At 43.9% G+C, this 23,371-nt stretch carries 20 protein-coding genes and 1 tRNA gene; 2 read left to right on the top strand and 19 right to left on the bottom strand.

Translation table 11 applies throughout. The features are described 5' to 3' along the window. The first annotated feature begins 74 nt into the window (after positions 1-74). A complete protein-coding gene (locus JCM15908_RS07505) occupies positions 75-2,648 on the top strand; it encodes a C10 family peptidase (RefSeq protein ID WP_025002877.1) in 2,574 nt (857 codons plus the stop codon). Between the two features lie 90 nt (positions 2,649-2,738). Here the strand turns inward: JCM15908_RS07505 and JCM15908_RS07500 are convergent, their stop codons facing one another. After that, positions 2,739-3,563: a CPBP family intramembrane glutamic endopeptidase gene (locus tag JCM15908_RS07500; protein WP_025002876.1), complete on the bottom strand. Its 825-nt coding sequence runs from the start codon at positions 3,561-3,563 to the stop codon at positions 2,739-2,741. 31 nt (positions 3,564-3,594) lie between these two features. Next, positions 3,595-4,536, bottom strand: coding sequence for a bifunctional riboflavin kinase/FAD synthetase (locus JCM15908_RS07495; RefSeq protein ID WP_025002875.1), 942 nt, complete (start codon positions 4,534-4,536; stop codon positions 3,595-3,597). Positions 4,537-4,743: 207 nt separating this feature from the next. Here JCM15908_RS07495 and JCM15908_RS07490 point away from each other — a divergent pair. Next, positions 4,744-4,817, top strand: a tRNA-Ile gene (locus tag JCM15908_RS07490). Positions 4,818-5,278: 461 nt separating this feature from the next. On the opposite strand, the gene JCM15908_RS12985 is transcribed toward JCM15908_RS07490, so the two are convergent. The 17 genes from JCM15908_RS12985 to JCM15908_RS07395 form a co-directional block, all read right to left on the bottom strand. After that, entirely contained in the window at positions 5,279-5,740 is a 462-nt protein-coding gene (locus JCM15908_RS12985) for a DUF1016 N-terminal domain-containing protein (RefSeq protein WP_025002874.1), read from the bottom strand. Between the two features lie 56 nt (positions 5,741-5,796). Then, positions 5,797-6,861: a hypothetical protein gene (locus JCM15908_RS07480; RefSeq protein ID WP_148295549.1), complete on the bottom strand. Its 1,065-nt coding sequence runs from the start codon at positions 6,859-6,861 to the stop codon at positions 5,797-5,799. Between the two features lie 20 nt (positions 6,862-6,881). Next, on the bottom strand, positions 6,882-7,463 hold the full coding sequence (locus JCM15908_RS07475) for a hypothetical protein (RefSeq protein WP_025002872.1): 582 nt from the start codon (positions 7,461-7,463) through the stop codon (positions 6,882-6,884). Positions 7,464-7,472: 9 nt separating this feature from the next. Beyond that, on the bottom strand, positions 7,473-8,447 hold the full coding sequence (locus JCM15908_RS07470) for a protein kinase domain-containing protein (protein ID WP_025002871.1): 975 nt from the start codon (positions 8,445-8,447) through the stop codon (positions 7,473-7,475). A 5-nt stretch (positions 8,448-8,452) separates the two neighbouring features. After that, complete coding sequence (locus JCM15908_RS07465; protein WP_025002870.1) at positions 8,453-9,556, bottom strand: DUF262 domain-containing protein; 1,104 nt, start codon at positions 9,554-9,556, stop codon at positions 8,453-8,455. A gap of 419 nt (positions 9,557-9,975) precedes the next feature. Next, positions 9,976-10,449, bottom strand: coding sequence for a hypothetical protein (locus JCM15908_RS07450; protein ID WP_148295548.1), 474 nt, complete (start codon positions 10,447-10,449; stop codon positions 9,976-9,978). A 221-nt stretch (positions 10,450-10,670) separates the two neighbouring features. Beyond that, entirely contained in the window at positions 10,671-11,867 is a 1,197-nt protein-coding gene (locus tag JCM15908_RS07445; RefSeq protein WP_025002867.1) for an SANT/Myb-like DNA-binding domain-containing protein, read from the bottom strand. Positions 11,868-11,890: 23 nt separating this feature from the next. After that, the gene (locus JCM15908_RS12980; RefSeq protein WP_234396410.1) at positions 11,891-12,289 is read right to left on the bottom strand and encodes a hypothetical protein; all 399 of its coding nucleotides are present in this window, start codon (positions 12,287-12,289) and stop codon (positions 11,891-11,893) included. A 199-nt stretch (positions 12,290-12,488) separates the two neighbouring features. Beyond that, positions 12,489-12,860 (bottom strand): hypothetical protein, encoded by a 372-nt coding sequence (locus JCM15908_RS07435; protein WP_148295547.1) that lies wholly within the window; start codon positions 12,858-12,860, stop codon positions 12,489-12,491. A 245-nt stretch (positions 12,861-13,105) separates the two neighbouring features. Beyond that, complete coding sequence (locus tag JCM15908_RS14140; RefSeq protein ID WP_025002865.1) at positions 13,106-14,614, bottom strand: AAA family ATPase; 1,509 nt, start codon at positions 14,612-14,614, stop codon at positions 13,106-13,108. Next, complete coding sequence (locus JCM15908_RS07425; RefSeq protein WP_025002864.1) at positions 14,611-14,847, bottom strand: hypothetical protein; 237 nt, start codon at positions 14,845-14,847, stop codon at positions 14,611-14,613. The genes JCM15908_RS14140 and JCM15908_RS07425 overlap by 4 nt, the downstream gene beginning before the upstream one ends. Further along, entirely contained in the window at positions 14,844-17,087 is a 2,244-nt protein-coding gene (locus tag JCM15908_RS07420) for a DEAD/DEAH box helicase family protein (protein ID WP_025002863.1), read from the bottom strand. The genes JCM15908_RS07425 and JCM15908_RS07420 overlap by 4 nt, the downstream gene beginning before the upstream one ends. Before the next feature lie 9 nt (positions 17,088-17,096). Beyond that, positions 17,097-18,200 carry an adenine nucleotide alpha hydrolase family protein gene (locus JCM15908_RS07415; RefSeq protein ID WP_025002862.1) on the bottom strand — a complete coding sequence of 368 codons (1,104 nt, stop codon included), beginning with the start codon at positions 18,198-18,200 and terminating at the stop codon, positions 17,097-17,099. Next, on the bottom strand, positions 18,197-21,424 hold the full coding sequence (locus tag JCM15908_RS07410) for a hypothetical protein (protein ID WP_025002861.1): 3,228 nt from the start codon (positions 21,422-21,424) through the stop codon (positions 18,197-18,199). Before JCM15908_RS07410 ends, JCM15908_RS07415 begins: the two co-directional genes overlap by 4 nt. Continuing rightward, complete coding sequence (locus tag JCM15908_RS07405; protein ID WP_025002860.1) at positions 21,408-22,271, bottom strand: DUF4007 family protein; 864 nt, start codon at positions 22,269-22,271, stop codon at positions 21,408-21,410. The genes JCM15908_RS07410 and JCM15908_RS07405 overlap by 17 nt, the downstream gene beginning before the upstream one ends. Beyond that, a complete protein-coding gene (locus JCM15908_RS07400; protein ID WP_025002859.1) occupies positions 22,261-22,488 on the bottom strand; it encodes a helix-turn-helix transcriptional regulator in 228 nt (75 codons plus the stop codon). Before JCM15908_RS07400 ends, JCM15908_RS07405 begins: the two co-directional genes overlap by 11 nt. A gap of 358 nt (positions 22,489-22,846) precedes the next feature. Further along, positions 22,847-23,344 carry a hypothetical protein gene (locus JCM15908_RS07395; RefSeq protein ID WP_148295546.1) on the bottom strand — a complete coding sequence of 166 codons (498 nt, stop codon included), beginning with the start codon at positions 23,342-23,344 and terminating at the stop codon, positions 22,847-22,849. Positions 23,345-23,371: the final 27 nt, after the last annotated feature.

The following is a 23,371-nucleotide window of genomic DNA, read 5'->3' as shown; positions in this document are numbered from 1 at the left end:
TCCCCCAAGCTGCATATACAATAAAAAGTAGCTAACTTCGCTAACAGACATACATTCATAACCATCAAGACACCATGCACTCCATCAGACGATTGTCCACAAGTCTGCTATTCGCACTAAGCTTCGCCTTGTCCGTCTCAGCAGCACCGAGAACGAAAGCCGCCATCAAGGCCGCGGCAGCACAGGTGCTCGGCCAAGTGGCCGGCCAACGGAAAACACCTGCACCAAGGGGAACTCTCAAGCCCCTGCAGGCCAACAGAGCCTACACCATCGTAGGCTACGAGCAGGGAGGGTTCGCCATCATAGCCAACGACGACCTCGTCCCGGCCGTCGTCGGCTACTCCGGCTCGGCCTTCAGCAAGACCACGGAAAACGAAAACTTCAGGTGGTATCTCGCAGCTGCCGAGGCTGCCATCAACGACATAGTGGAAAAGGGCGTGCCGCACAAGACGCCGAAGCCCGACCCGGGCAAGTATGCCCCGCAGGTTCCGGCACTGATAACCTCGCACTGGGGGCAGGAGAAGCCCTACAACGACCTCTGCCCGGAGGGCACCGAGTCAGGCATCGGCGGCTGGCAGGGCTACGGCAGTACGGGCAAGACCGTAACGGGATGCGTCGCCACGGCCATGGCGCAGATTATGCGCTACAACGGCTACCCGCGGCAGGGAACGGGCACACACTCCGTCTACGTAAAGCAGGCCGACAGAAGCTACAAGACCGTAACGGTAGACTACGCCGAAAGCATATACGACTGGGACAACATGATAGACGACTACAACGGCGACTACACCCCCGAACAGGCCGCTGCCGTCGCGAGGCTGATGCTCGACTGCGGTGTGGCGGCCGACATGCAGTATGCCACCGACGGATCGGGAACCTATACCGAGAACGCCTGCGAGGGACTCAAGAGGAATCTGGGATACCCCGAGACCACGCGCATGCTCGAACGCGACGCATACGGAGAGGCCGAATGGATGGACATTATATACAACGAGCTGAACGAGCAACGGGCCATCTTCTATACGGGCGTAACGCCGGGAAACGAAGGGCACGCCTTCGTGCTCTGCGGATACGATGCCGAGGGGAAGGTCTGGATAAACTGGGGATGGGAAGGAGACTCCGACGGATTCTACGACATTGCCCTCCTGAACCCACGCTCCTATAGCTTTTCCAACTATCAGGACATGATTGTCGGGTTCGGCAGCGTCAATCAAGAGCTGCTCACAGATACCGTTGACATTGACGTGCCGGGCACGCTGGCAGACCTCATCCCCGACTCGGTCCGCAACAGAATATCGGAACTGAAGGTAAGCGGCAAAATCAACTCGACCGACCTGCGGCTTATCCGCCGGATAGCCGGCCGCGACGCCGAAGGCAAGAACCTGCCCAGCGCGCTGAGCCACCTCGACTTGGAGGATGCCGAAATAGTAGAAGGCGGAGAACCTTACCTCACCGACGGCACCAAAAGGCTGACCACGGCCTACCACGAGATACCTGAACGCGCCTTCTACGGCTGCCGCACCATCCGCACCCTCTGCCTCCCCAAGACCACGACCGCCATTGCCGACGGCTCATTCGGGCGGATGCCCAGACTCGACTCCCTCGCCATCCCAACGGGCGAAGACAAGAGCTACGTACTGGACGGCACGATGATTCTGACAAAAGACTCGTCCGAAATCATCGCCGTGCTCCCCTACGCCACCGGGACGCTCAGCATTAGGAACGGCATCCGAAAGATACACGACTACGGACTGGCAGGATGCAACCGACTGACCACGGTCGTGCTGCCCGGCACCATCACCCGGATAGGCGACGAGGCCTTTGCAGGAAACGGCATGCTGGCCGCGATACGCCTGCATGCCAAGCAGGTGCCCGGACTGGGACGCAGCGTATTCGCCGACCTCGACAAGGCAACCGTAAGGCTCTACGTCCCTGCCGGCACAAAAGACCTCTACAAGCGCAGCGGCCAGTGGAAGGACTTCGCCTCCAAGGCAGACAACATCATTGAGTTCGGAACCATACTCAAGGCGCGAAGTGCCATCAGGGCGTATGGGGAACAGAATCCCGACTTCGGATGGCAGCTGAAGGGCGACTATGTCAGCGGTACGCCGCAACTCAGCTGCGAAGCCACGCCCTCGTCGCCCGTCGGACAATACGCCATCCACATCGCACGCGGCTCCGTAACGGAAGAGCAGGTAGAGTTTGTCGACGGTGTTCTCCACGTAAAGAAGGCAACCGCCAACCTCCGTGCAGACAGCCAGACCATCGGGGCAGGAGAGACGCCGGCCTTCACCTACACCGTGGACAGCCTGCAGAACAACGAACAGACCGTCCTCCTGACCGAAGCTCCTGCGTTCACCGTCAAGGACGGAACGGGCGCAACGGTAACCTCGTTCGACACTCCGGGACAATACACGATATACGTCAGCGGAGGCCTTGCAGACAATTACCAGTTTGATTACTTCCCCGGCCGTCTCACCATCAAGCCTGCCGCCGACGGCATAGCGGACGTCCGCCAAGATGCGCCGGACGGCATCGCCTACGTCTACAGACCCGACGGCACCCGCGCAGGCAAGGGAAAGGCAAGCCTCAGCAGCCTGCCGAAGGGCGTCTACATCGTCAACGGGAAGAAGATTGTCGTCAGATAGCGACAGGACGGCCATACGACAAAACCGCCTCCGACCCGTCCCATCAGGACGCAGTCGGAGGCGGTTTCGCCTGCAGGTTTCGCAGCAGCATTATCTCTTCATCCTCATGTTCAATTGAAGAACCGACGGTATCAGTATGCACAAGGAGAAGAACAATCCCCCATACATCAGCCTGTCGCTGCCATGAAACAGGTCTATCAGCTTTCCGTCGTTCATGTCCGGCAGCAGATGGAACATAATGTAGGCAACGCTGTTGTTTATCCAGTGGAACAGGACACAGGGAACGATGCTCTCCGTGCGGTAATACATCCATCCGAGCAGCAGCCCGATGAAGAACGCATGCACTCCCTGCGCCAGATTCAGGTGGATAAGGCCAAATACGGCAGCCGACAGCACAATGGGAATCCAGTGCCATCGCCTGTCGGACATGTTGAGCAGACAACGGAGAACAGCCCCGCGAAAGACCATTTCCTCGCTGACGGGGACAAGCAGGCCCAAGGCCACATATCCCCATGGAGACTTCATGATGTTCTCAAAGAGCTGCTGATAGCCCTCGGGCATCATCAGCTGCGCCTTCTCTGACAGAAATTCCGAAGGTAATATCGAACCCAAGGCCAACAGGACGACCCATGCCAGTACCGTCCACGGCTTGGAACGGAGATAGGAACGGGAAACGGGCGTCCACCCGGTCTTCCAGAACACAGCTATGACGACAAGGCTGAAGAACACGGATATGACTGCGTACAGCCCGCCATTCTCCGCCCCTTGCAGGCTGCCCAACACCGCACTGAACGACTGGGATGTCGCCACTGCCACCAACCCGGCCGCCGTCAATGCCACAACGTTTTGCAATAAGACGAATACTGCAACAAACAGTACGACGAATAACAAATTTCTTACAACGCTACCTTTCATTTATAATTGCTTTGAGATTTAATTTCCACATTCATGCTTTCAGGCCATTGAGGCTCAGTATCTCTGCCTTGTCGGCCTCCAGCTGAGCCTTCAATGCGTCAAGGCTGGCGAACTTTCTCTCCCCTCTGATACGTTTCACGAAGCTGACGGAGACTTTCTGTCCATAGAGGTCGCCCGTGTAGTCGAAGATATGAACCTCAAGCGAAAGTTCATTGCCGCCAAGCGTCGGCCTTATGCCAATATTCATCATCCCCATACGAAGTCTATTGTCGCAGGGGAGCTTCACCTCTACTGCATAGACACCATTTCCGGGAATCAGCTTTCCTTCCGGGACAGCCGAGAGATTGGCCGTGGGAAAACCGAGCCTGTGCCCGTTCCTGTAGCCGGCAACAACGATTCCTTCCAGCGTATAGCGGTAGCCCAACCCCTCACAGGCAGCCTCTACATCACCTTCCCCGATATATTCCCTGACAACCGATGAACTGATGTAGCTTTCCCCCACCCTATAGGCAGCACTCTGCATGACTTCCATGCCCAGCTCTTTGCCAAACTCTACATAGTCGGCAAACGACTCCGCCCGGTTATGCCCGAAGCGGTTGTCATATCCTATCAGCAGCAGGCGGACATTCAGCCGTTCGGCAAGCACCTTCGACATAAAGTCCCGGGCAGAAAAGGAAGCCATGCGGGTATCGAAAGGAAGCACGACCATGACGTCAACGCCTGTACGCGACAACAAACCACGCTTCTCGTCAAGGGTAGACAACAGCCTTGGCTGATAGTCAGGATGAAGCACCTGCCGCGGATGACGGTCAAATGTAATTACCGCCGGCCTCATCCCCTTCTGCCGTGCAAGCGCAACCACCTGCTCTATCAGGAAAAGATGCCCACGGTGTACGCCGTCAAAGAAACCGATGGTAGCTACCATCGGCACCTGTTCTTTATATTCCTCCTTATCCAAATATATAGTTTTCATTTCCCTGCCATCTTCATAGCCAAGGGCAGACTAAGACTCTCTGCCCGGCTATATAGTTCCATAAAACGCCTGCAAAGGTACGCCAAATCAGTCGGATACATCGTCTACAACCATTCAAAATGTGTTAAAACCATAAAAAACTATTCGCTCATTTCTCCTTTTTCCACAGAAATGATTACCTTTGCAGCCGAATCGCAAAAGATTCCCGGACTTGTAGCTCAGTTGGTTAGAGCAACAGACTCATAATCTGGAGGTCCCAGGTTCAAGCCCTGGCTGGTCCACACTGAAAATCAAGGAGTTACATCAAAAATGTAGCTCCTTTTTCTTTGTTTTGCGAACAATTTGCGAACAAAATTGCATTTCGCGAACACCAATATAATCTTTCTGCAATAATTGATTCTCTCATTTTGTTCGCAAATCTCATTATTTTTGTTCGCAAACCATTTTCGGCATGTTATTCAGTAATATCAGTAATACGAGTAAGCTTTCTGATGAAACGCTCAATTATCCTTTTACAGCAACCCAGCGTCTACCCTTGTCAGGCCCATCGTGACGGATAAAGCCTTTGGTATGCAAAACGCTTAGCCGCGGCAGATAGTCCTTGCATCAACTTTGAAATGCCATGCAAGTGAAGCTGATGTTTCTAGGACATTTTCTAGGACACTATCTAGGACATTCATTTGTTCTGTCTCTATCAGCCGATTAAAATAATCTTCTGCCTTTCATTGAGTTGGGCTGCATTTCAACCTCCGACATAATCTCCGACATCACCTCCGACATTTGCCATCTGCCAAACTTCGTCCGCTCTATAGTCACCTGTATTGCTGCTTTCTTCAAATATACGTTGTAGTTCTTCCTTCGGAGTCAGCACCTTTGCCAAATCGCCAATTGCGATTGGCGATTTAGGTTCTATGACATTCCATGCCCCATAGAACAAGCGCGTATTTTTGAGATTTGTCTCGCTGAACCCCCTTAACCCAGGCAACTCTTGCCTTAACCGTTCACTTATACTCTTCAAAGCCCCAGACCCCCATTTTTGGTTACGGGTGTTCTCGGAGATATACCTTCCCACACCATAATACAGGGCCAGCTGTTCCTGATTGACCCCTTTGACAGCCCGTGCCTGACTCTGCAAGATAGCAGTTTTGATGGTTTGCACAGCGAATCTCAGCTCCGAGGATAATTGTATCTCTTTGTTACTCATATATATTATAACGTTTTGTTTTTGTCCTTATTGCCATATATCAAATATCATCTCTATTATAAACTTAGTGCTCCTTCCCAACTATTATATGATAGCATATTATCATGAGCCCATTGTACATTACACCAATTTTCAATTTGTGAAAAGGCAGAAACACTATATGTGTCCGTAGTAGGTCTTTCTTCTACACTCATATTGGCTGTTCGTAACCTATATCTACCATAAGTGTCTGGGGAGGACCACGAAAATATCGATTTCAATTTCTTACTCAGTCCATCATTGTCGTAAGGACCATATGCAGGGAATGCATAATTGAAATATCGTTTTAAATCTTTCTTTTCGTTCAATGGGAATAAAGGTCGCTGAACATAAGCCTTGTTTGACAAGTATCTAATACCCACATAAGACGTTTTAGTGTTTCTTTTGTTATGAATAAGAAGACACTGCATCAACATCTGTGGTATAACATATTCTTCCTTAAATGGGCCTTCAGGATGGTTCGTTCCCAAAGAGCAAACATACGCCAATGGGTATTTAAGTATTTTGTCTTTATCAAATGCCTTCATTATAGGAGCAACGTTGATGACAGAAACCATCTGCTCGTTCACAAACATTGATACGTTGCATGTGTCGAAGTTGGGATTTCCCAATTCTTCCCAACAGATATAAGTTGATTCACACAAATACAATGATGGTATCCCGTTAATACTATAGCGACCGTTAGTAATCAAATGTCTTTTATCAAATGGGATATGGAACATCTCTTCTTTACTGAACAGACCACTAACTTCAGTTTTCCTAATTCTATAGAGCCTACTTTGTGGTTCAAGTTCATATTTTTCTATATAATCTTCATTGCAGAAGATTTTTTCATAGAAAAAAAGTGTAGCTTCAGCCGAAAGTCCCTCTTGATGCAGATTGTAACAGTGTTTAATTACTGTCCAAAAGGACTCTAAACTCGCAAGGCTTTCCCTTGGAACATTTGGATATTCTATTGCAATAATATCGCGGTAGATTTTCTCTAAATTATCTACTCTGTCCAGAAAAGAAAGGCTACCAGTAGGTAAAATCGTTTCTTTCAACAGGGTCTTTGCTCTTTTAAGAGAGTTATTCCTTTTCATATTTTGATTGCCAAGTAACATTATTCATATCCATAATGCATTTCGCGATAATTGCTCAGACTGATGCTCTCTTCCTGCCTATCATAACAAGAGAAATGTTGGTCCGTCGCCAACTTTATCTTTTCACATGCCACGACAGGATCGGCACTACGTATCTCCATGTTATACAAGAAGATGCCGAAGCAGATATGCATATCTGCAGAAGTCAAGCTTTGTCTCGGACCAAGCACATAGCAAATCTGCTGGCAAGTCAGGAAAATATCGTATGCCACTTCCATCAATCCACCCCTGCAACAAGATAACATAAGGATGCTGTCTTCGTTCATGCACTTGCTTTTACATAGCAGCATGGCCAACTTCTGCCAACTCATGTTGACTTTTTCATCCTCGCTTGAAAAACCTTCAGAATTACCATGAGCACTCAAATAAATATAGTCGAAAAGTCCATGAGAATAGAGAAGGTCTTCTAAGTCCTCATTATTCTTAACGTACTTGCAGACAGACTCAATTCCGTATAATTGCGCCTGTTCACATATCCCGTTGCACTCATGTGGTTCATCGGAACCTCCGCATGCTTTTAAAATAAGGATTCTTTTTCTCATACTCAAGAATCATTTATAGTATTTGTTGACTATCTTTTGAAGATTATCAATTACAATGTCAACAGATGCTGGCCTTCTTTTTTTGGAATGATTCAACATCTGTTTTATTAAAGAGTAGAGAGAAGAGTTCCTGAGCAAGAAGTCAGATTCCTTAACGCATCCTATTGGGGCATTACCTTGTAATATATACCAAAAGACTTTTGCTAATTGGAACAAGTCTGACTGGTGATCGATATTACAATCAAAGTTTTTCCCCTCAACATTCTCTGATAAGTATTTATTCATAGCTTCTGGGGATAGCCAACCGCGTGGCCCGACTAATTCCCCTTTATTATCAAGACTTGGCTTGTTTCTCATTTGTATAAGCCCCAAATCTCCGACTTTCCAAGTACCATTAATCATAAATATATTATCGGGTTTTATGTCACGATGATAATATCCCAAATCATTAAGCTCTTTTATGCCCTGGGCAATTTGGAGGCATAACTCTACTCGTGATGCCTCGTCGTATTCCTCGTTTTCTTCTTCTAAATAGCTTTTCAAATCATATTCCGCATATTCCATAACATAGAAAGGAAAAGACACCTCGAATTCTCCATCTTCGGAAGTCCTACATATTAAATTACCGTCGAAAGCAATATCTATCACATTTCCTACATCCCGTTGTTTACAATCATATAACGCCTCAATCTCCTGTCTAAATCTTTTATTTATATTTTTTTGCCTTATTTTATTCCTTATATAGTTATAGGGCTCAGGATACTTTGATATCTTTATAACTCTTTCTGGCATCGCATCTTCATTATATGTTTGAGCGACATACAGCGCAAAGACAAAAGAATTTCCTCCTTTATTTGACTTGAACTCAGAATTTAGAAACGAAACAAAATATTCAACATCATCCAATCTCAAATAATTCTCTGTACGAATTTCTGAAATTTGAAGAAATGGCTTGTGAAAAAGAAAATCACATTTAATATCCATAGTACCTATTCAAATTGTTTCTTGTCAAGTACTTTATAACCTTCTATATCCAAGAATGAGACATCATCTAAATCATATTCTTCCTCCAAAAACTCGCAAACATCTGATAAACGAGGAGACCTCTCCTTCACATTCTTCACGATAAGTAATTCTTCCAGAATTGACAGCCTCGTTAATCTTGCCGTTTTGGAATTTGACTGCGTTACGCAATGATAAGCATACTCTTTGAAAGTCTCACAATCATCATTCGTAGGTCTGATGTATTCATGTTCATCAACAAATACCAAAAAACTATATTGTTCAGAAAGAACATGCACAGATAATTCTTTATGTTTAGCGATAAAACAGAACAATGTATAGAAATCATTTCTTTGCTTAAACCTTGTCTCTCTTATTGGTTTAATCACATTCAACTGGCAAAGGATCTCCAATGTTGACTTGAACTCCTCACGAACTTGTTCTACTTTAGCAGTTTCAAGTGCGGATTCCAACAACTCTTCAACAGCCTTTCTCTTATCTGTTACATTCCCTTTGAACAAATAAGCAACAAGTTCCTCTATCAAACTTCTGTCATTCATCCTTTGGACAGTCTTTGTAGAGAAAATGTCTAAATCTGAGAGTCCTTGTAAATCCATTAATTCATTAACTAATACCATAAAGGGAGCATCATGGTATTGTGCCTTATTGACCTCTGCAGGATTCAAATGGACACCACGTTTGTTTACAAGACTATAGAAATCTTCAAGAGATTCGCCATTTGATGTGTCAATGTCATATACCTCCGTTACATTGAGTATATATGACATGAATTTTTCCTGATCAACATCCCGATAATAGTGTTTATCAGAATCTGCGAAATCTCCTTTAACGTATTTACTAATAGTTGTAGCACGCTGTTGACCATCAACCATGTCATAGCTGCCATCTTTCCTCTTGTAAATAAAGAAATTGGGCAAAGGATACCCCTTCATGATAGAATCAATCAATAGTTTCTGGTCTTTAGACGACCAAATGAAATTTCTTTGATAAGGTGGATGAAGATTAATTTTATCTTTTTTTATCCAGTCTATCAACTGCAAAATGGTGATTTCTTTAATTGAATATTTCATATCAATCTATATTTTAATCTAACTATTCGTACACATCATCAAGATCTTCTGTCTCTTCCTTTTTGTTTGGGAATTCAAGGAATGCTCTCAAAAAAGCCGTCTCTTTGAAGAAGTAATTTAGATGATTTTCCAACATCTCTTGAAAATAATCAAAAACAAAGTTGGCACATTCCTCCTACATAAAAGTATGTCTCTAAGGTTATCGAAGTCGTTGATAAAAGAGCATATACTATGATATATGTCTGCTGGGGTCCTGCCTTTCTTGAACCCAATCTTGTACGCTTTGACCTTCCGCCTATTTTGCAAGTCTTCTATGTTAATTGGTTGCGCCATATACTTATTACGTTTTTGTTTTTTGACATTATTATCACTTTTTCTTGCCAAATCTCCGGGTATTATCAACTGCCTATCCAGCCTTTTCATTCCTTTCGTAAAATGTATTTGCCATCGATTCGTTCTATATCAGGTATCGTCTTGACAATTTCTTCCACATCATCTTCCTTGATAACCGACCTCCAAGCCGTTCTGCTGATGGCTCTGGCTATATCTCTGATACTGGCCGGCACTTTGAAATAATCCATTGCACGGAGAACGGCTTGCCTTCTTACGGCATATAGTGGGCTCTTCTTGATTTCAGATGTTTCTCGGTTCAATCTCGTACGATTGTCCGTCTCGGTGTCCTTCTTTGAAGTATCTGTGATCGAATTGCCATTATAGGTATACCAGACACCTCTGAATTTTAATTTACAATCCTCAAAAACAGGACTGTCCACAATATCCTCCACCGCATCACAATAATCGGTGGCATTTATAATTAACTGGTATAGTTCAGTTTGAGGATATGCAACGATTTTCTTTGTCCCTTTTATCCAAACGGAGCCATTGAAAGACATTCCCTTCAATGTGAAGCATTCACGTTTTAGATTCAGCCGATACAGTTTGTTACGCAAATACTTCAACTTGCCATCAGTTATAAACATTGGCTTACCGTCTTGGTCCAAAATAGTGGCTCTGTCAGATAAGTTCTTGATGACGAAATCACTTTCGTCTGTTTGTCTGTTTGCACCTTGGAATGCCTGAGCCGGAACATCATTCTCCTGCCCATAAGTATAATCTATGAGCCAAGCTTTGCAAGGCGTGATTTAATCGCGACCTCGGTACGGCCAATGAGAGACGCAATTGTGATGAAGTCCTTACCTTGTTGGTAATACAGTCTTATTAAGTTTTCTTCATCTTCTGTCCAAGTCTTACCCCTTCGGCTTTCCGTTCCATTATCTTGCTCAGGAGCGACCTCTGTTGCAGTCTCGATGCCCTTCTCACGCTCATCTAAATAGACATGCTCAACTTTCAAATCATCAAAAGAAGTATCCGCAATTTCGGCAGGAGCTATTTCTGGCAGATTCTCTTCTTTGTCCTGAGAATTGTTGCCGTGCAAGATTTCTATCGCTTCTCCTATCTTGTCAATAAGTTCTACAGAGCCATCTTCACTTAAAAGTGCCACTTTTACGTCTAAAAGGAAGTTCTCATAAACAAATGCAAATGATGGTGCTATTTCCCCCAGCTTTATAGGATTGTTGACAATTTTGTCGAACAAATCATATACAGTTGGGCACAATTCCTTGAACATCCCCCTCTCATTATGATGTTTCTTCAGAAATGTGAAATACACAATATTTAGTGCAAACTGAACATCCTCATTCAAATACTGGAATTGGCTTATGAGTTCATCATCTGTTCTTGTCGACACCACACTCTTTTCGACTTCCTTCTTTGATAGAATCTTTTCATATTCAGAGAGAGCTGAAACTGAGTAGTCAATCGCATTATCTTGACTTTCAGCCAACCTTTCAATCTGTTTATTAGTAAGAGTCGTATAGGTTTCCAGCAAAGCTCTTTTTAGAGAAGAACGTCCAGACGGTAAAGTCATCAGAAAATACAAATCTTCATCGAGTTCCGCATATTTCACGGAATCGATAAGTTTTGCCTCTGAAGGTTTGATGTTGGTGTCGCGCATTAAGGAAAGAATATCTTCCTTCCCTCTGATGGGGACTATATGCCAGAAATTGTCATTCTGCAAATACCAAAATGGCAAATAGGCATCTGGATGGAACAATGGTTCGTTTGGCAAAACCATGTTCCACATGTTCAAAAACGCAGACTTTAAAGTCTCGTCATAACGAATTTCGTTGTCCATCAAGACGTTCTTTTCATACAGTTCGATAACTGTAAGCATAAGAACAGCCTTATGGGGAGATTTTCTTCCCCATTTATTATTCGTTTTTAGATTTTTGACGGCTTCTATGTAGTCCATGTAATAATTGTGTTACAATTCTTCTAGTTCTTCGTCTTCTGTTGAAATTTTAGATTGCTTGTTAGTAAGTTGCAGGAAGATGTCAAGGAACGATCTGTGGAGAAAAAATAACTTGGATCCGCTTTCAATTTCTCTTCCATCACTGAGAATCCGTAATTTGCATATTCTTCCATTGTTTCAATCAGATTAGTCACGACTGTGCTGACCTTTATGTCACCCTTATCTAGGGCAATCCAATCAATTTCTGTCTTTGCCACCAAAGCGATGAAAATATAAGAACGAAGGCCAGAATAAGCGTGTCTGAATTTCTTTGAATCAAGATTTCCCCATTTGTCAATGGGCTGGCCCAGGACTTTTAAGTCTTCACTTGACTCGGAAAGTTGCAACTTCCTATTAGAGTACAGGCCAATGAAGAACGCCATGATGTAGGCTCATAGCCTGCGCCGAGAACTTTACCTTTGGCACCAGTATTCTCAGAAGCGCCTATACCATAGTCTGAAATGACTCGTAATACGCTTTGCTCGTACTTCTTCTCGAATCGGGGATTCCTGCGTCCCCAAATATCTATCAGCTTCTCGTCTTTACCAACGAGTTCTTCTATATTATTCAGTTCTGACATACCTACTTGATTTTTGAGATTACTGTTTGAATGGTACCAAGTTTCTTATCGTCGAAAGGCTTTTTCTTCTCGATGCGGAATACACTACCGTTCACTTCTTCTACTTTGGTTTGGTCAAGAACGGCATCACCATTCTTTTCCTTCAGGAAACTCTTTGTGACTATGATGACCTGTTTGTTCAGCTTACTTATTACATTGAAAAACTCACTCTCTTTGGCATCTGTAAATGATGACGTTGGTGCGTCAAACAACAATGGGAACTCTGTCTTGTCCTTCTCACTTGACAGCTTACCAATAGCGAAGAGTACGGACATCAGGTAAGTAGTGCGGAGTGCTGTGTTAGGTGTGAAGATTCTCGTGTTGTCATTATTCATCAGCACGGCCTCGCCCTGTCCGTTGGCTTTCTCTATAATCCGAATCGTACCCTTGAAGTCATTGGAGTTAAGCTTCTCTAAGAACTCGTTTGACTCATCCTCGATGGCATGGAGTAACCTTTTTTTATTGGTTTCCTTAGCAGACTTAAATGCTTCTGAAATTTGGCGAATAATCTGTGCTGTTTTGGCATAGATAGCAGCAGAAGTACCCTCTGCTAATTTACTGAGAGCATCCTGAGCCTCGTCTAAAGCTGCACGGTGCTGAGCCTCTGCCTCTTCAAGAAGTCAATCCGATTTTCGGCTTTGTTCTTTTGCTCAACCCAGTTAGAGATATTTTCATAATTGGCAAGCAACTGTTCTTCAGTAAGGCCGTCTGTCTGGGCAAGTATTCGTTTTTTCTGCTCAAATTCCACATTCAGGTTCGCGTCAATCTTCTTAACCTCATCATGCATTCGGTTGTTGAAGGCAATTGCTTCTTGAATTTTATGCCGGAGGCGGGTAATCTCTGAAAGATTGTCATTGAGTGTCGTGTCACGCTTTTGGAGTTCGACAATATAATTGTTCATATAGAATGGTGCTATCTCCTCGTCTTCCGGAACCTTTAAGGATTCCATGTATTCTTCAAGGCGATGAAGCATAAACTCCCATGCTTCAGAATGCTTTTTGGCAGGGCGACCACAGATTTTACATACTTCCTCATCCAACATTTCCTGCATGACCTTCTGACCAGGAATATGGACTGGTAGCGGAACAAAGTCCGTCTGCATCTTCTTAATTGCCTTTTCTTGCCCTGCCGTAAAGAGATAATTCTGCTCCAACTTCCTTCGCTTCTTATCTACCTCACTGACTTTACTGGAATACTCTTCTGCAATATCGGCAAACCCCATTAGGATCCACATATCATCTAGGAGGTTGATAGTATAGTTCTCGTCAATACGTCCCTGTATCTGAGAACGTTTCTGTGATAGAGTCTCTATCCTGCGATTAACAGCAACGAGCAGTTTTGATGCCTCTTTGCTTTGTTCAATGCTCTTCAAAAGACTGTCAAAGTTCACAGCTTCATTTTCCTTATTCTTTATCTCTCGTTCAATATCGGAAAGAGTACCTGTTTCAAATTCAATGGTTCTGTTAAGCTGCTTAATCCTGTCCGTATTCTTCTTATCTAATTTCTGGGCATTGTCACGAGCTTGGTCGGCCTTCTTTGTAGCATACTCCATGAAAGCAAAGTACGCTTCGAAATCTTTCACGTCACTAAAGGTTTCGACGAGCATCTTCAATGCATTGGAGTTTTGAAACACGTCAAGGTCACTCTCTCCTTTGAACATTGTGTATTTCCGGATCTCAGAAGGAAGGTCATAGTCGAAGCGTATACCGTCTTTTACGACACGCTCCACTCCGACATTTTCAATGAGAGAGAAAGAATAATTGGATGTGCTAACTTCCCCGTCAAACGATTTGGTGAAGTGAAACATCTTCTCAAGAATTTTTATCTTACCCTTGTGCTCATATGTCATGGCAACCCTCACGTCATCAGACTCATTGGCAAAAAGTTCCTCTATGCGCTTTTTGGAAATGAACTTGGTATCCATTTTGTTAGTACCATCAGTGCGGAATAGCCATTCAAGGGCCTCGTAGAACGTGGTCTTACCATCGCCATTAGATCCGATGATAAGATTGAGCCCGTTTGTCAGTTCGAAAGCATTCTGTTTATAATAGCTTCGAAAATTCTCTATTTCAATCTTTTGTATAATCATAGGATATAGTTCTCGTTGATGTAGTTAAACACAGTCATGTATACTTTCTTCTGATCGCTCTCGTCAGTCGAGCCATCTAGGTATTTGATGATTCTGGCGACAGCAGCCACAATGACATTTTCCGAGTTTAGAGCTTGGTACAAGTCCTCATACTCTGACTTGTCATAATCATAAAGTTCTTGTAACTTAGGGTCATCAAGAACCATGTGCAACATTCTTTCCTTATTACTCATAAATGATTGTTGTTATAAAGATTCAAACCGTAATGATTCATCACATCTCTCAGCTCCATCTCCGAGAACGATGGGTTCTCTGAAAGAAGTGCGAAATTATTTACTCGCATCAGCTCGCCACGAAGAAGAGACTGCTCCATCCTGAAACTGGTGCTATTCGGGTTAAGTTCAGGCACGACTACAAGGTCATGCAACTCTGCCATCTTCTTATCTGGATGTGCTCTTAACACTCGGCCACGACGTTGAATGAATTGGCGGGGATTACCTGTACTAGAACAGAAAATAGCCAGTTCACTGCGTGGTACATCGACACCCTCATCAAGACATTTCATAGATGTGAGCACTTGTAATTTCCCGTCAGCAAAATCAGACAGGATTTCTTCTCTGTCCTTCTGGCCAGAAACGAATTTTCTTACCGTCACATGGTCATCTACTTCCGTAACCACTTGGGTATATTGGTTAATCAGGTGCTCTGCATCGTTGTCATCACCAATGTCTTCCGACCTGTCAAAATCGTCATTGCTCCCAATATAGTCTGGCATATTGCCTTCTGGAACATAGACTAAGGTATATTTCAGATTTCCTTTTGTCTGATAGCGTTTTTCTATAATATTCTTGAAGACATCGAGTTTTCTCTCTGCCTTATGAACAATCCGCTTGCGAGCCAACAAAAGCATTTTCAATTTATCGTCGATATCATCAAAGCGTCCCTTGTCGAAATTGAAGTATTTGGCAATTCTATCGGTTAGTTCCACGTATGCATCCATCTCTTCCTGGGTTAGCTGAACCAAGTGAGGATAGTACATGTACTTACAAAGAATACCCTTATTGATGGCTTCCTCCATACTATACTCATAGGTATAACTCTCCTCGGAACCAAAGAACTTCCTTAATTTCTCGTTGCCTTCATCATCGAACTGACGTTCTGGGGTGGCAGACAGACCGATGCGCCTAAGATATGGAATATCTTTTAGTCGCTTGACCAGCGAACCGGAACCCATATTGTGGCACTCATCGGCTATCAACAGTAGACGTTTCTTGTCAAAGCCATTCAGGACGTTGAAAACCTTCTCCCTCGCATATGAGGCATAGGTGGAGATAATAATATATGAGACCTCTGGCTCTTTATCTGTCTTATATTTCCCGTTGAAGAGAATACGTTCTACTTCATCTCGCCATGTCAGGTTCTTAGAATAGACCTTAGTGATATTGGAGAAACGAAATTTTCTACATTCCTGCTCCCATTGATTGACAAGAGTGATAGTTGGAACGAGAATAATGGCCTTATAGTAGCCCTTACGCTGATAAATCTCGAAAAGGCAATTCAAAGAGGTAATAGTCTTACCTGTACCTGTAGCCATGGCAAACAACCCTTTTTGCTTGTTGTTCTTCCAATTCTCAAATGCAATCTTTTGGTATTCACGAGGACCTTGCGGGTATGGGAAAGAGGGGGCTATATCATGAACTTCACAGACAACATTTTTGCCCTGTTGTCTTTCACGGACAGCTCTCTCATGTTTAATCTTACGAAGTTTAGCCTCGACATCCAACAGTTCCTCAATGTCTTTATCACCATAGTTGGTCGTGATAGCAGAAACCAGTTTCTCTGGAGAGAGATATTCTACGTTTTTCTTCTTGCCATTCATTATGGTGTCAAATTCATCACGCTGGCTCATAATGCGTTTTTGCACCATCATGTCTATGGAATCACTACGGTCAATCTTTATTTCTTCGAGATTATTGAATAATCCGCTAATGGTAAAGTTGGCAGATCCAGTAAAGGAGGTTATGCTATCACCATCCCTGAATTGACCTGATTTTGTGTGACTGATTCCTTTCTTATTTCTTGGCTTGATGATACGTATGTCAATACGTTTGTTATAGATAAGGAAAGCCAAACACTCAAAGAACTGTTGTTGATATTCATCGAAGGTCTGGCGTAAACTCTCGAAATTAGTCAAATCAAAACAGTCAATAATACCTCCGTGCACTCCCTTACTGATGGCATCTTTATCCTCTTCTGATACTATATGGTTGATGACCAATCGCATTTTCCCGCCATTCGATATAAACGTGGCAAAGCCATCCGCAAGAACGCTGATGGTTGCGGAACTGAAATAACCAAGTTGCAGGTCAAACTCCTTGCTATTTTCCAAACAATCGTTGAAAAACTTTTCTGGAGAATTGAACTCTCCTGGTCTATATGTCCCATCTTCTGCCCAATCTACTTCGTATAGCATACACCTTAATTATATAAAACAGTTCGTACACATAATGTCATCGCCAAGGATTTCAGCAAGTGTTGTCCCCTTGTTATTGGCCTTACTTTCTTTTTGACGGCGAATTATATCGAGTTTAATTTGGCGAATGCGCTCTGGCTTGATGAGGTCTGCAAGACTCTCATTCTGATTCCACGTATAGCCGTCTTTCTCAAACTCCATCGCTTTCTTGAAGAGATCTGGATGCTGTTCATAGAGCCAAATCCATTCTATCTTCTGCTGGAAGAAACAGAAGTAGCAACCAGAACGGCTGCGGCAATAGGAACCTGTCTCGCCATCAACCTCGAAAGGAATCTCCTCATAGTAGGCTGGCACTCCAACTCCGCTTTCTCTCAGCAGGCGGAAAATGTCATCCTTCACTAATATATCCGTGTTGTCAAGTAGTGGGAAGTCATCAAGTTTACCCACTGGATAATCAGTCGTTTTCAGGAACTCGAACACGGCATGATTGAACAGTTTGATGTCGTAGTCCAGCAGGGCGTTCATCTTCTTCGAGTAGTAGAACTGCTTCGTGATAGGTTTCCTGACCGTTTCCAGAATCTCATCGCGAAGGAACCCCTCAGGACAAAGCCGTTCATAGATTTCCACTATCTGGTCCAAATTCTCATTATGCAAGAACTTGTTGATGACATCGATACTCCAGATGTTTTTGCGGAATGGGAAGATAGCTTGGATATTAGGCTTCGAAGATATATATCCATCTCTGTCCTCATCGCCGCGTATGCCAACGTATGATACAGCATAGTCATCGCCCACATATTCCTCGAACTTGTCAAGCTTCATCTTCTTGGTACACCAGCGAGCCTGTGGCGAAGGAAGGAAACCGCCCATCGCTTTCAGGAAGTGATGGAATGGTGTTGGCTCTGGACTGCCCTCAGCAGCCCTTAGTCGCTCTATCTTACCCAAATAGGCCTCCAAACGATTGATTAGCGTTTCCGTTTCAGCCAGTTCGCAACCTGTATCTGAATTATAGTACTCTATCTTTAGTGATGGGTACGTTTGCTTCAGATAGATGGCGAGTGCTGCGCTATCCTTTCCGCCTGATATGCCTAATATATGTCTTACTTTTATCATTTACTCATTTTCTTGTTAAGTATCGACAGCAGAGCGCAAACGTCGATATTGTTGTCACCAGAAAGCAGTTTGTTGATTTTCTGTTCCAGGTCATCCGCTTTAGATTTATCTTTCTCTGGCAGAACGTATGTCTGAGTTCTAACGCTGGTTCCCCTATTGGTTACCATATCGAATGAGTAGGCCTCATTCTTCTCGGAATCACCAATCTTCTGCGAGATGTCTGAATACTTCTCACACTCTCGGAACAGATAAACCAGGTCGTCAGCCAACTTGTCTTCCTGCTCATCTCTCAAAGCATCCAGTCGTTGCTCAAGAATTGTGTAGCAGATTGACTGGTACCACAGAGTACGATTGTCGTATTCTGTCATTACATGGTGATAGAACTCACGCTGTTTGTCTGTCAACAGATAGGTCTTTACATGGGCCAGTCGTTCGCGCACTTCAACGATATATTCAGAATAGTCATAGCTCTGCAATCCAAACTCTTCTACCAGACGTGCCTCAATGCGATCAATCAGCTGGGTGTAGCAAGAACGTAGTTCCTTGATGGCTCGCTGGATGATTCTGCCATACTCGTTGATAAACTCTTCCTGTTTCAATTTTTCTTGTGTGAAGCCAAGAGCCTCAGGTAAGTCCTCGAAGAATGCTTTCTCTGGGTCTTTTGCCTTCGCCAGCACGTCGCGGAACTTCATCGTTGACTCGTGATCGAACTTTCGGGTGTGCTTGGTGTATTCGTCCAGTCGCACATAGAAACTGAGGAAGGGTTTGATGGTCTCGATAAAACTAGCATTGGTGATGGTGAATTCATCGCCAAGGTTGATGAAGCGGCGATACTGGTTGAAGAAGCCCAACTTCACGCCATCAACAGCAAACTTCTTGATTTCAAAATCGCCAGGATGTTTCTGGAGCAAGTCGAAAAACTCCATATTCACGTTTGGCATGAATGCGCCTTTCGATGCATCATAGAGTGCAAAGTCCTGACGCTTGATGAAGAGATAAGTAGGAATCCAGAATTCCAGAAATCCTTGCTTAATCTTATAGGGTTGTGCAGACAGAATCTTTATCAGCTCTGAAATCTTCCTTGCTTTGTTCTCTGAGCTATTCAAGAACTCTTCACAGGCATCCCACAACGGCATAAATCCCTTGTTGGTTGGTGCATCTGCGAAATCTCCATTCTGATGTAGGCCTGTATTCAACAGCAGAGAGGAATAGATAGTTTTCTCTGGTGGGAACTTGTCTTCAGGGAAGCCCATTCCGCCTTCAGAGTAGTGCTCTGTCAAATAGGTGAGGTAACTCTTACGAGCAGCAGTTATCGTTCCGCTGAGTTTATGCTTGTTGAACAATTCATTATTCATCACAGGTGTCTTGCAATACACCTCATTGCATACTCTTGATAGCAACTGGTTGAAATCTCGATGCGATTGTACTTTTTGTTCTTTACCTGCAAATACCCAAACCACCCTGTTCTTGTATGAAAAGAGGTTGTCGCTGATTGCCTTGTTGAGCAAAGTTTCCTCATACTCCTTCAGCTTCTGGATTTCTGTCACAGCCACCCTGTCGTTCTTGTCAAGCACGCGCTCCAATAGGTACATGTACTTCTTGATGTTGTAGAGATGGTCAATGATGTCCTCCGTGTTGGTGAAATAGGCAAATATCAGGGCATGATCTCTCTCGGAACTGAATTTCTTAATCTCCTCCAAAGCTTTCTTGTGTGTAGAGAATATCAGTTCTATGTAGCCGTCCGTATCACCAGTAGGTACAATATCGATGGGCTCTTCACGAATCATGTAGTCAAAGAAGCGAGGTGTGCCTTTCTGATAGAAATGGGCTTTGACAGGAGAAATCCTACGATTGAAGAACATATTCAGCTCATCAACAAAGGTGACAGGACGTGAAACCATCATTCCAGCCTCACGTATTTCTGCTTCAAGGTCAACGTCAGTTCCCTCGAAAAGCATCAAGCGCTCTTTGTAGGCAGCAAAACGGATAATTTTCTTTGCCGACAGTTTTTGAATAATCTCTTTGGCATTGTCTATGGCCATCGCCTCACGCGCATAGTCCGTAAGGTTCCGTTCTGTTAGTTTAAAGCCGGCTGTTCCGAAAAGATTCAGCAGCCCAATGGCTTTTACGAGTTTTACGGCTTGCAGCATCTCCTCTTCGTTAGCCCAATCCTGGCCTTCAACGCGCTCTATAGAAACTTGGATGGTGCTCCAACTCATGGAGTCGGCATTGGCATCTTTCAGGTAAGAATAGAAGTTATAGAGAATGTAGTCGTAAACCTTTTGCAGATTGTATGTTTGATGATCTGTAGGTTCGAACTCGGAAATGGAATTAGTACCTTTTGCCGCCAAGAAGGTAAAGAGCGAACGCTCATTCTGACCGTATCGCTGAATAGCGGTAGTGATGGTATAAGCAGAGAAAACGTCTAACGGATATAGCTGTATTGCCGTTTCCAAGGGGAAATCTTTGGATACATATCTTGTCTCTTTCGCCAGCTCAAAAAGAGACTTGGCATTCTCTGCGTCAGATATCGTTCTTTCCTCTTGCAATTGTGCTGATGCCAAATAAAGCAACTGCTCCACAGGCTCCACAAAGGTGATTTCTTTGAAACGTCCTTTCACCTTGGTCCATTCGTTTGCTTGGGCTTCCGTCAAACCTTTGGCGTATGCACCAAAGTTCTGATGGAGCGTAGTCAGCAGCATCATATTTCGAGTAGGAACATTTACCAGTTCGGACAACTTCTGCAAGAAATACAGTTCCTTCTCTGGGTTGTTCTTGGCTGCGTGTTCCAGAACCTTTCCAAACTCATCTACCACGATTAGCAGGAACTTACCTTTCTTCTGGCATTGGGTATAGTAGTTTTTGAGACTGTCAAGGATGCTGGTAGTATTACCTTCCACATTCAAGGCTTTGCTCAGCAGAGTTGACATCTCAGCATAGTCGCCAACAATGTTCATAATCTCAAACGACTTGGCATCTGAGAGATTCTGGGCATCCAACAGATATTTCTGCTTACCAGTCTTTTGCAAATCCGATTCTAATGCTAACAGGAAACTTGACTTACCTGTTCCGTATGAGCCAATAATCGTAAAAGAATGGATGCCAGAACGGAAATCGTTCACAATGTTGTGAATGGCATTCTGCGCATTTGGCGTTACCAAGTATTGCATTCCTTCGGCAAAGCCGTTCTCTATGTTTGCTGATAAACTAAATGTCTTTGCCATAATAATTGTCTAATACTTGATATGCGTCCAAATCCTTTGTGAATTGAATCTGTTTGATGCCAGCAACATCGCTATAAGTGAAGTACTGGCTATACTCTCTTGACAACCGCTTCAACATCTCTATTGTCTCAAAGTCCTGCATACAGAACACGAGTCCAACATTCTCCTGTATGGTATCGAAGGCGATAGTGTTATCACCCTCCTGGGCTTTCAGTTTCAACAGGCCATAGAGGAAGATCTCTTTCGTAACCTTACGCTTGCCATCGACATTAAAGTAGTAGCCCTTTCCTTCTGAACTTTGGCGAATTAGATCAAGGTCAATCAGCAGCGAAGAGAAATCCTCATTGGATTGTGGCTTGCGAGGAAGGCAGTAATTCTGAAGCAGCACGCCAATGTCTTTCTTCACGGTATTGACATTGAATAAAGTCATCTTGCCTGCTTCCACCATCCTCAATTTCACGTAGGTTTGCACCTGCTCACGTTCAAAGTTTGTGCGTTCTTTCTGTACGCCACAAAAGAACATTTTATACAACGTCGCTTCCTCAGAGAATACCAAGTTGAAGTGAAGCAACCAAAGTGTTGCGATGTCTTCAAGATATTTATCCTTACCCTTACTTTCATCAAAAAGATAATCACCAAGTTCCGTTAAAACATCATTATCTGTTACGCCAAAAGCCCTGAGCCAATAACGGATTGATGCAACCATATTTTTGCCTACGCCAAGGGTTATTACAGCATCAGGACTATTGAAGTCGTTCTTATTGGCAACAAAGTCATAGCCCTTCTTAAGCCAAAGCGACTTACAAGGGAACGACTCATGTCCTGAGAAAGTGCATTTATTCTTCATCTTTGTCAAGTTCTTCAAATCTAACAAGGTCTTTAAGTTCCACGTCAAGAAGTCTCGTTATCTTCATCAGCGATTCCAACGGAGGTTGTGACGAGTTGGTACACCACTTAGACACAGTAGTTGGCGCACATCCCAACTGTTTGGACAGCCAGAGATTGGACTTCTTTTTTTCTGCCAGTATCACCTTCAGGCGATTGAGGTCTTTGTTACTTGCCATTGCAATATGTTTGTTATTCGCTCACAAAGGTACTCATTTTATCTCAGACCATAGGTCTGATAGCTATTAAAAGTTACTAAAACGAGTGCTTTTAGTGAATTTTGTTCACTTTATGGAGCGATTTGCATCGTTTTTTCTAGTCAAAAGCAGGATTAATTCAGTATTCTAACAACATGGTCGTATAACTCACGCAAGAGCGGCCTTTCACCTCCACCACTTTCTGGATACTCAGCTTAAGCGCCTCATCTGTATATTATTCACAGAAGGAAGAAAGTATTTTAAAGGTTTACGGTGCTCACGCTCCATGAACGCCAGCACTTCATTGTATCTTACTAGCCAACATTCTTCCTATTCCATGTTAGCTATGTTTAAAAGTCACATAATACTGGCCCTCTTTTTCTTCCACCTTACTGATATAATGTCCTTTCCCCTTCAGGTAGTCCAACAACGTGAAATTATGTTCATTTATATCAAAGCTAGCCCAGCCACGAGCATAGGTTAGTTTGTGATACTCACCTCCTAATCCATCTAAGAGTCTATTTTCACATTCAGTATTATACTCCCATGCGGCATTACATTTATTGATTAGAATTACCTTCTGTTCCCAGCTATCAGCTCCCTGGTAGATTGCCATTGCATCCACCACTAGCTCTTTATCTGCCCCATCAACTCCACATTGGTTATAATAGAAGCATACCAATTTAGCTAATTCCCATGCATCCTGGCCCTCTTTTGTTATAAACAAACATTCATTTAGGAATCTTTTCTTTTGCTCCAGAGTCAACTTGCTATTAAGGATACGAATACCCATACTATTCCTCATATAATTGTCCCACTCAATAGTTTCATCATCCATGAGTGTATCATAGTGAAGGATGAGATA

This window comes from Prevotella dentasini JCM 15908, from assembly GCF_000614065.1.
Taxonomy (GTDB): Bacteria; Bacteroidota; Bacteroidia; order Bacteroidales; family Bacteroidaceae; genus Prevotella; species Prevotella dentasini.
The sequence above is the reverse complement of the archived record's forward strand: the minus strand, read 5'-3'. Positions and strand labels throughout refer to the sequence as shown.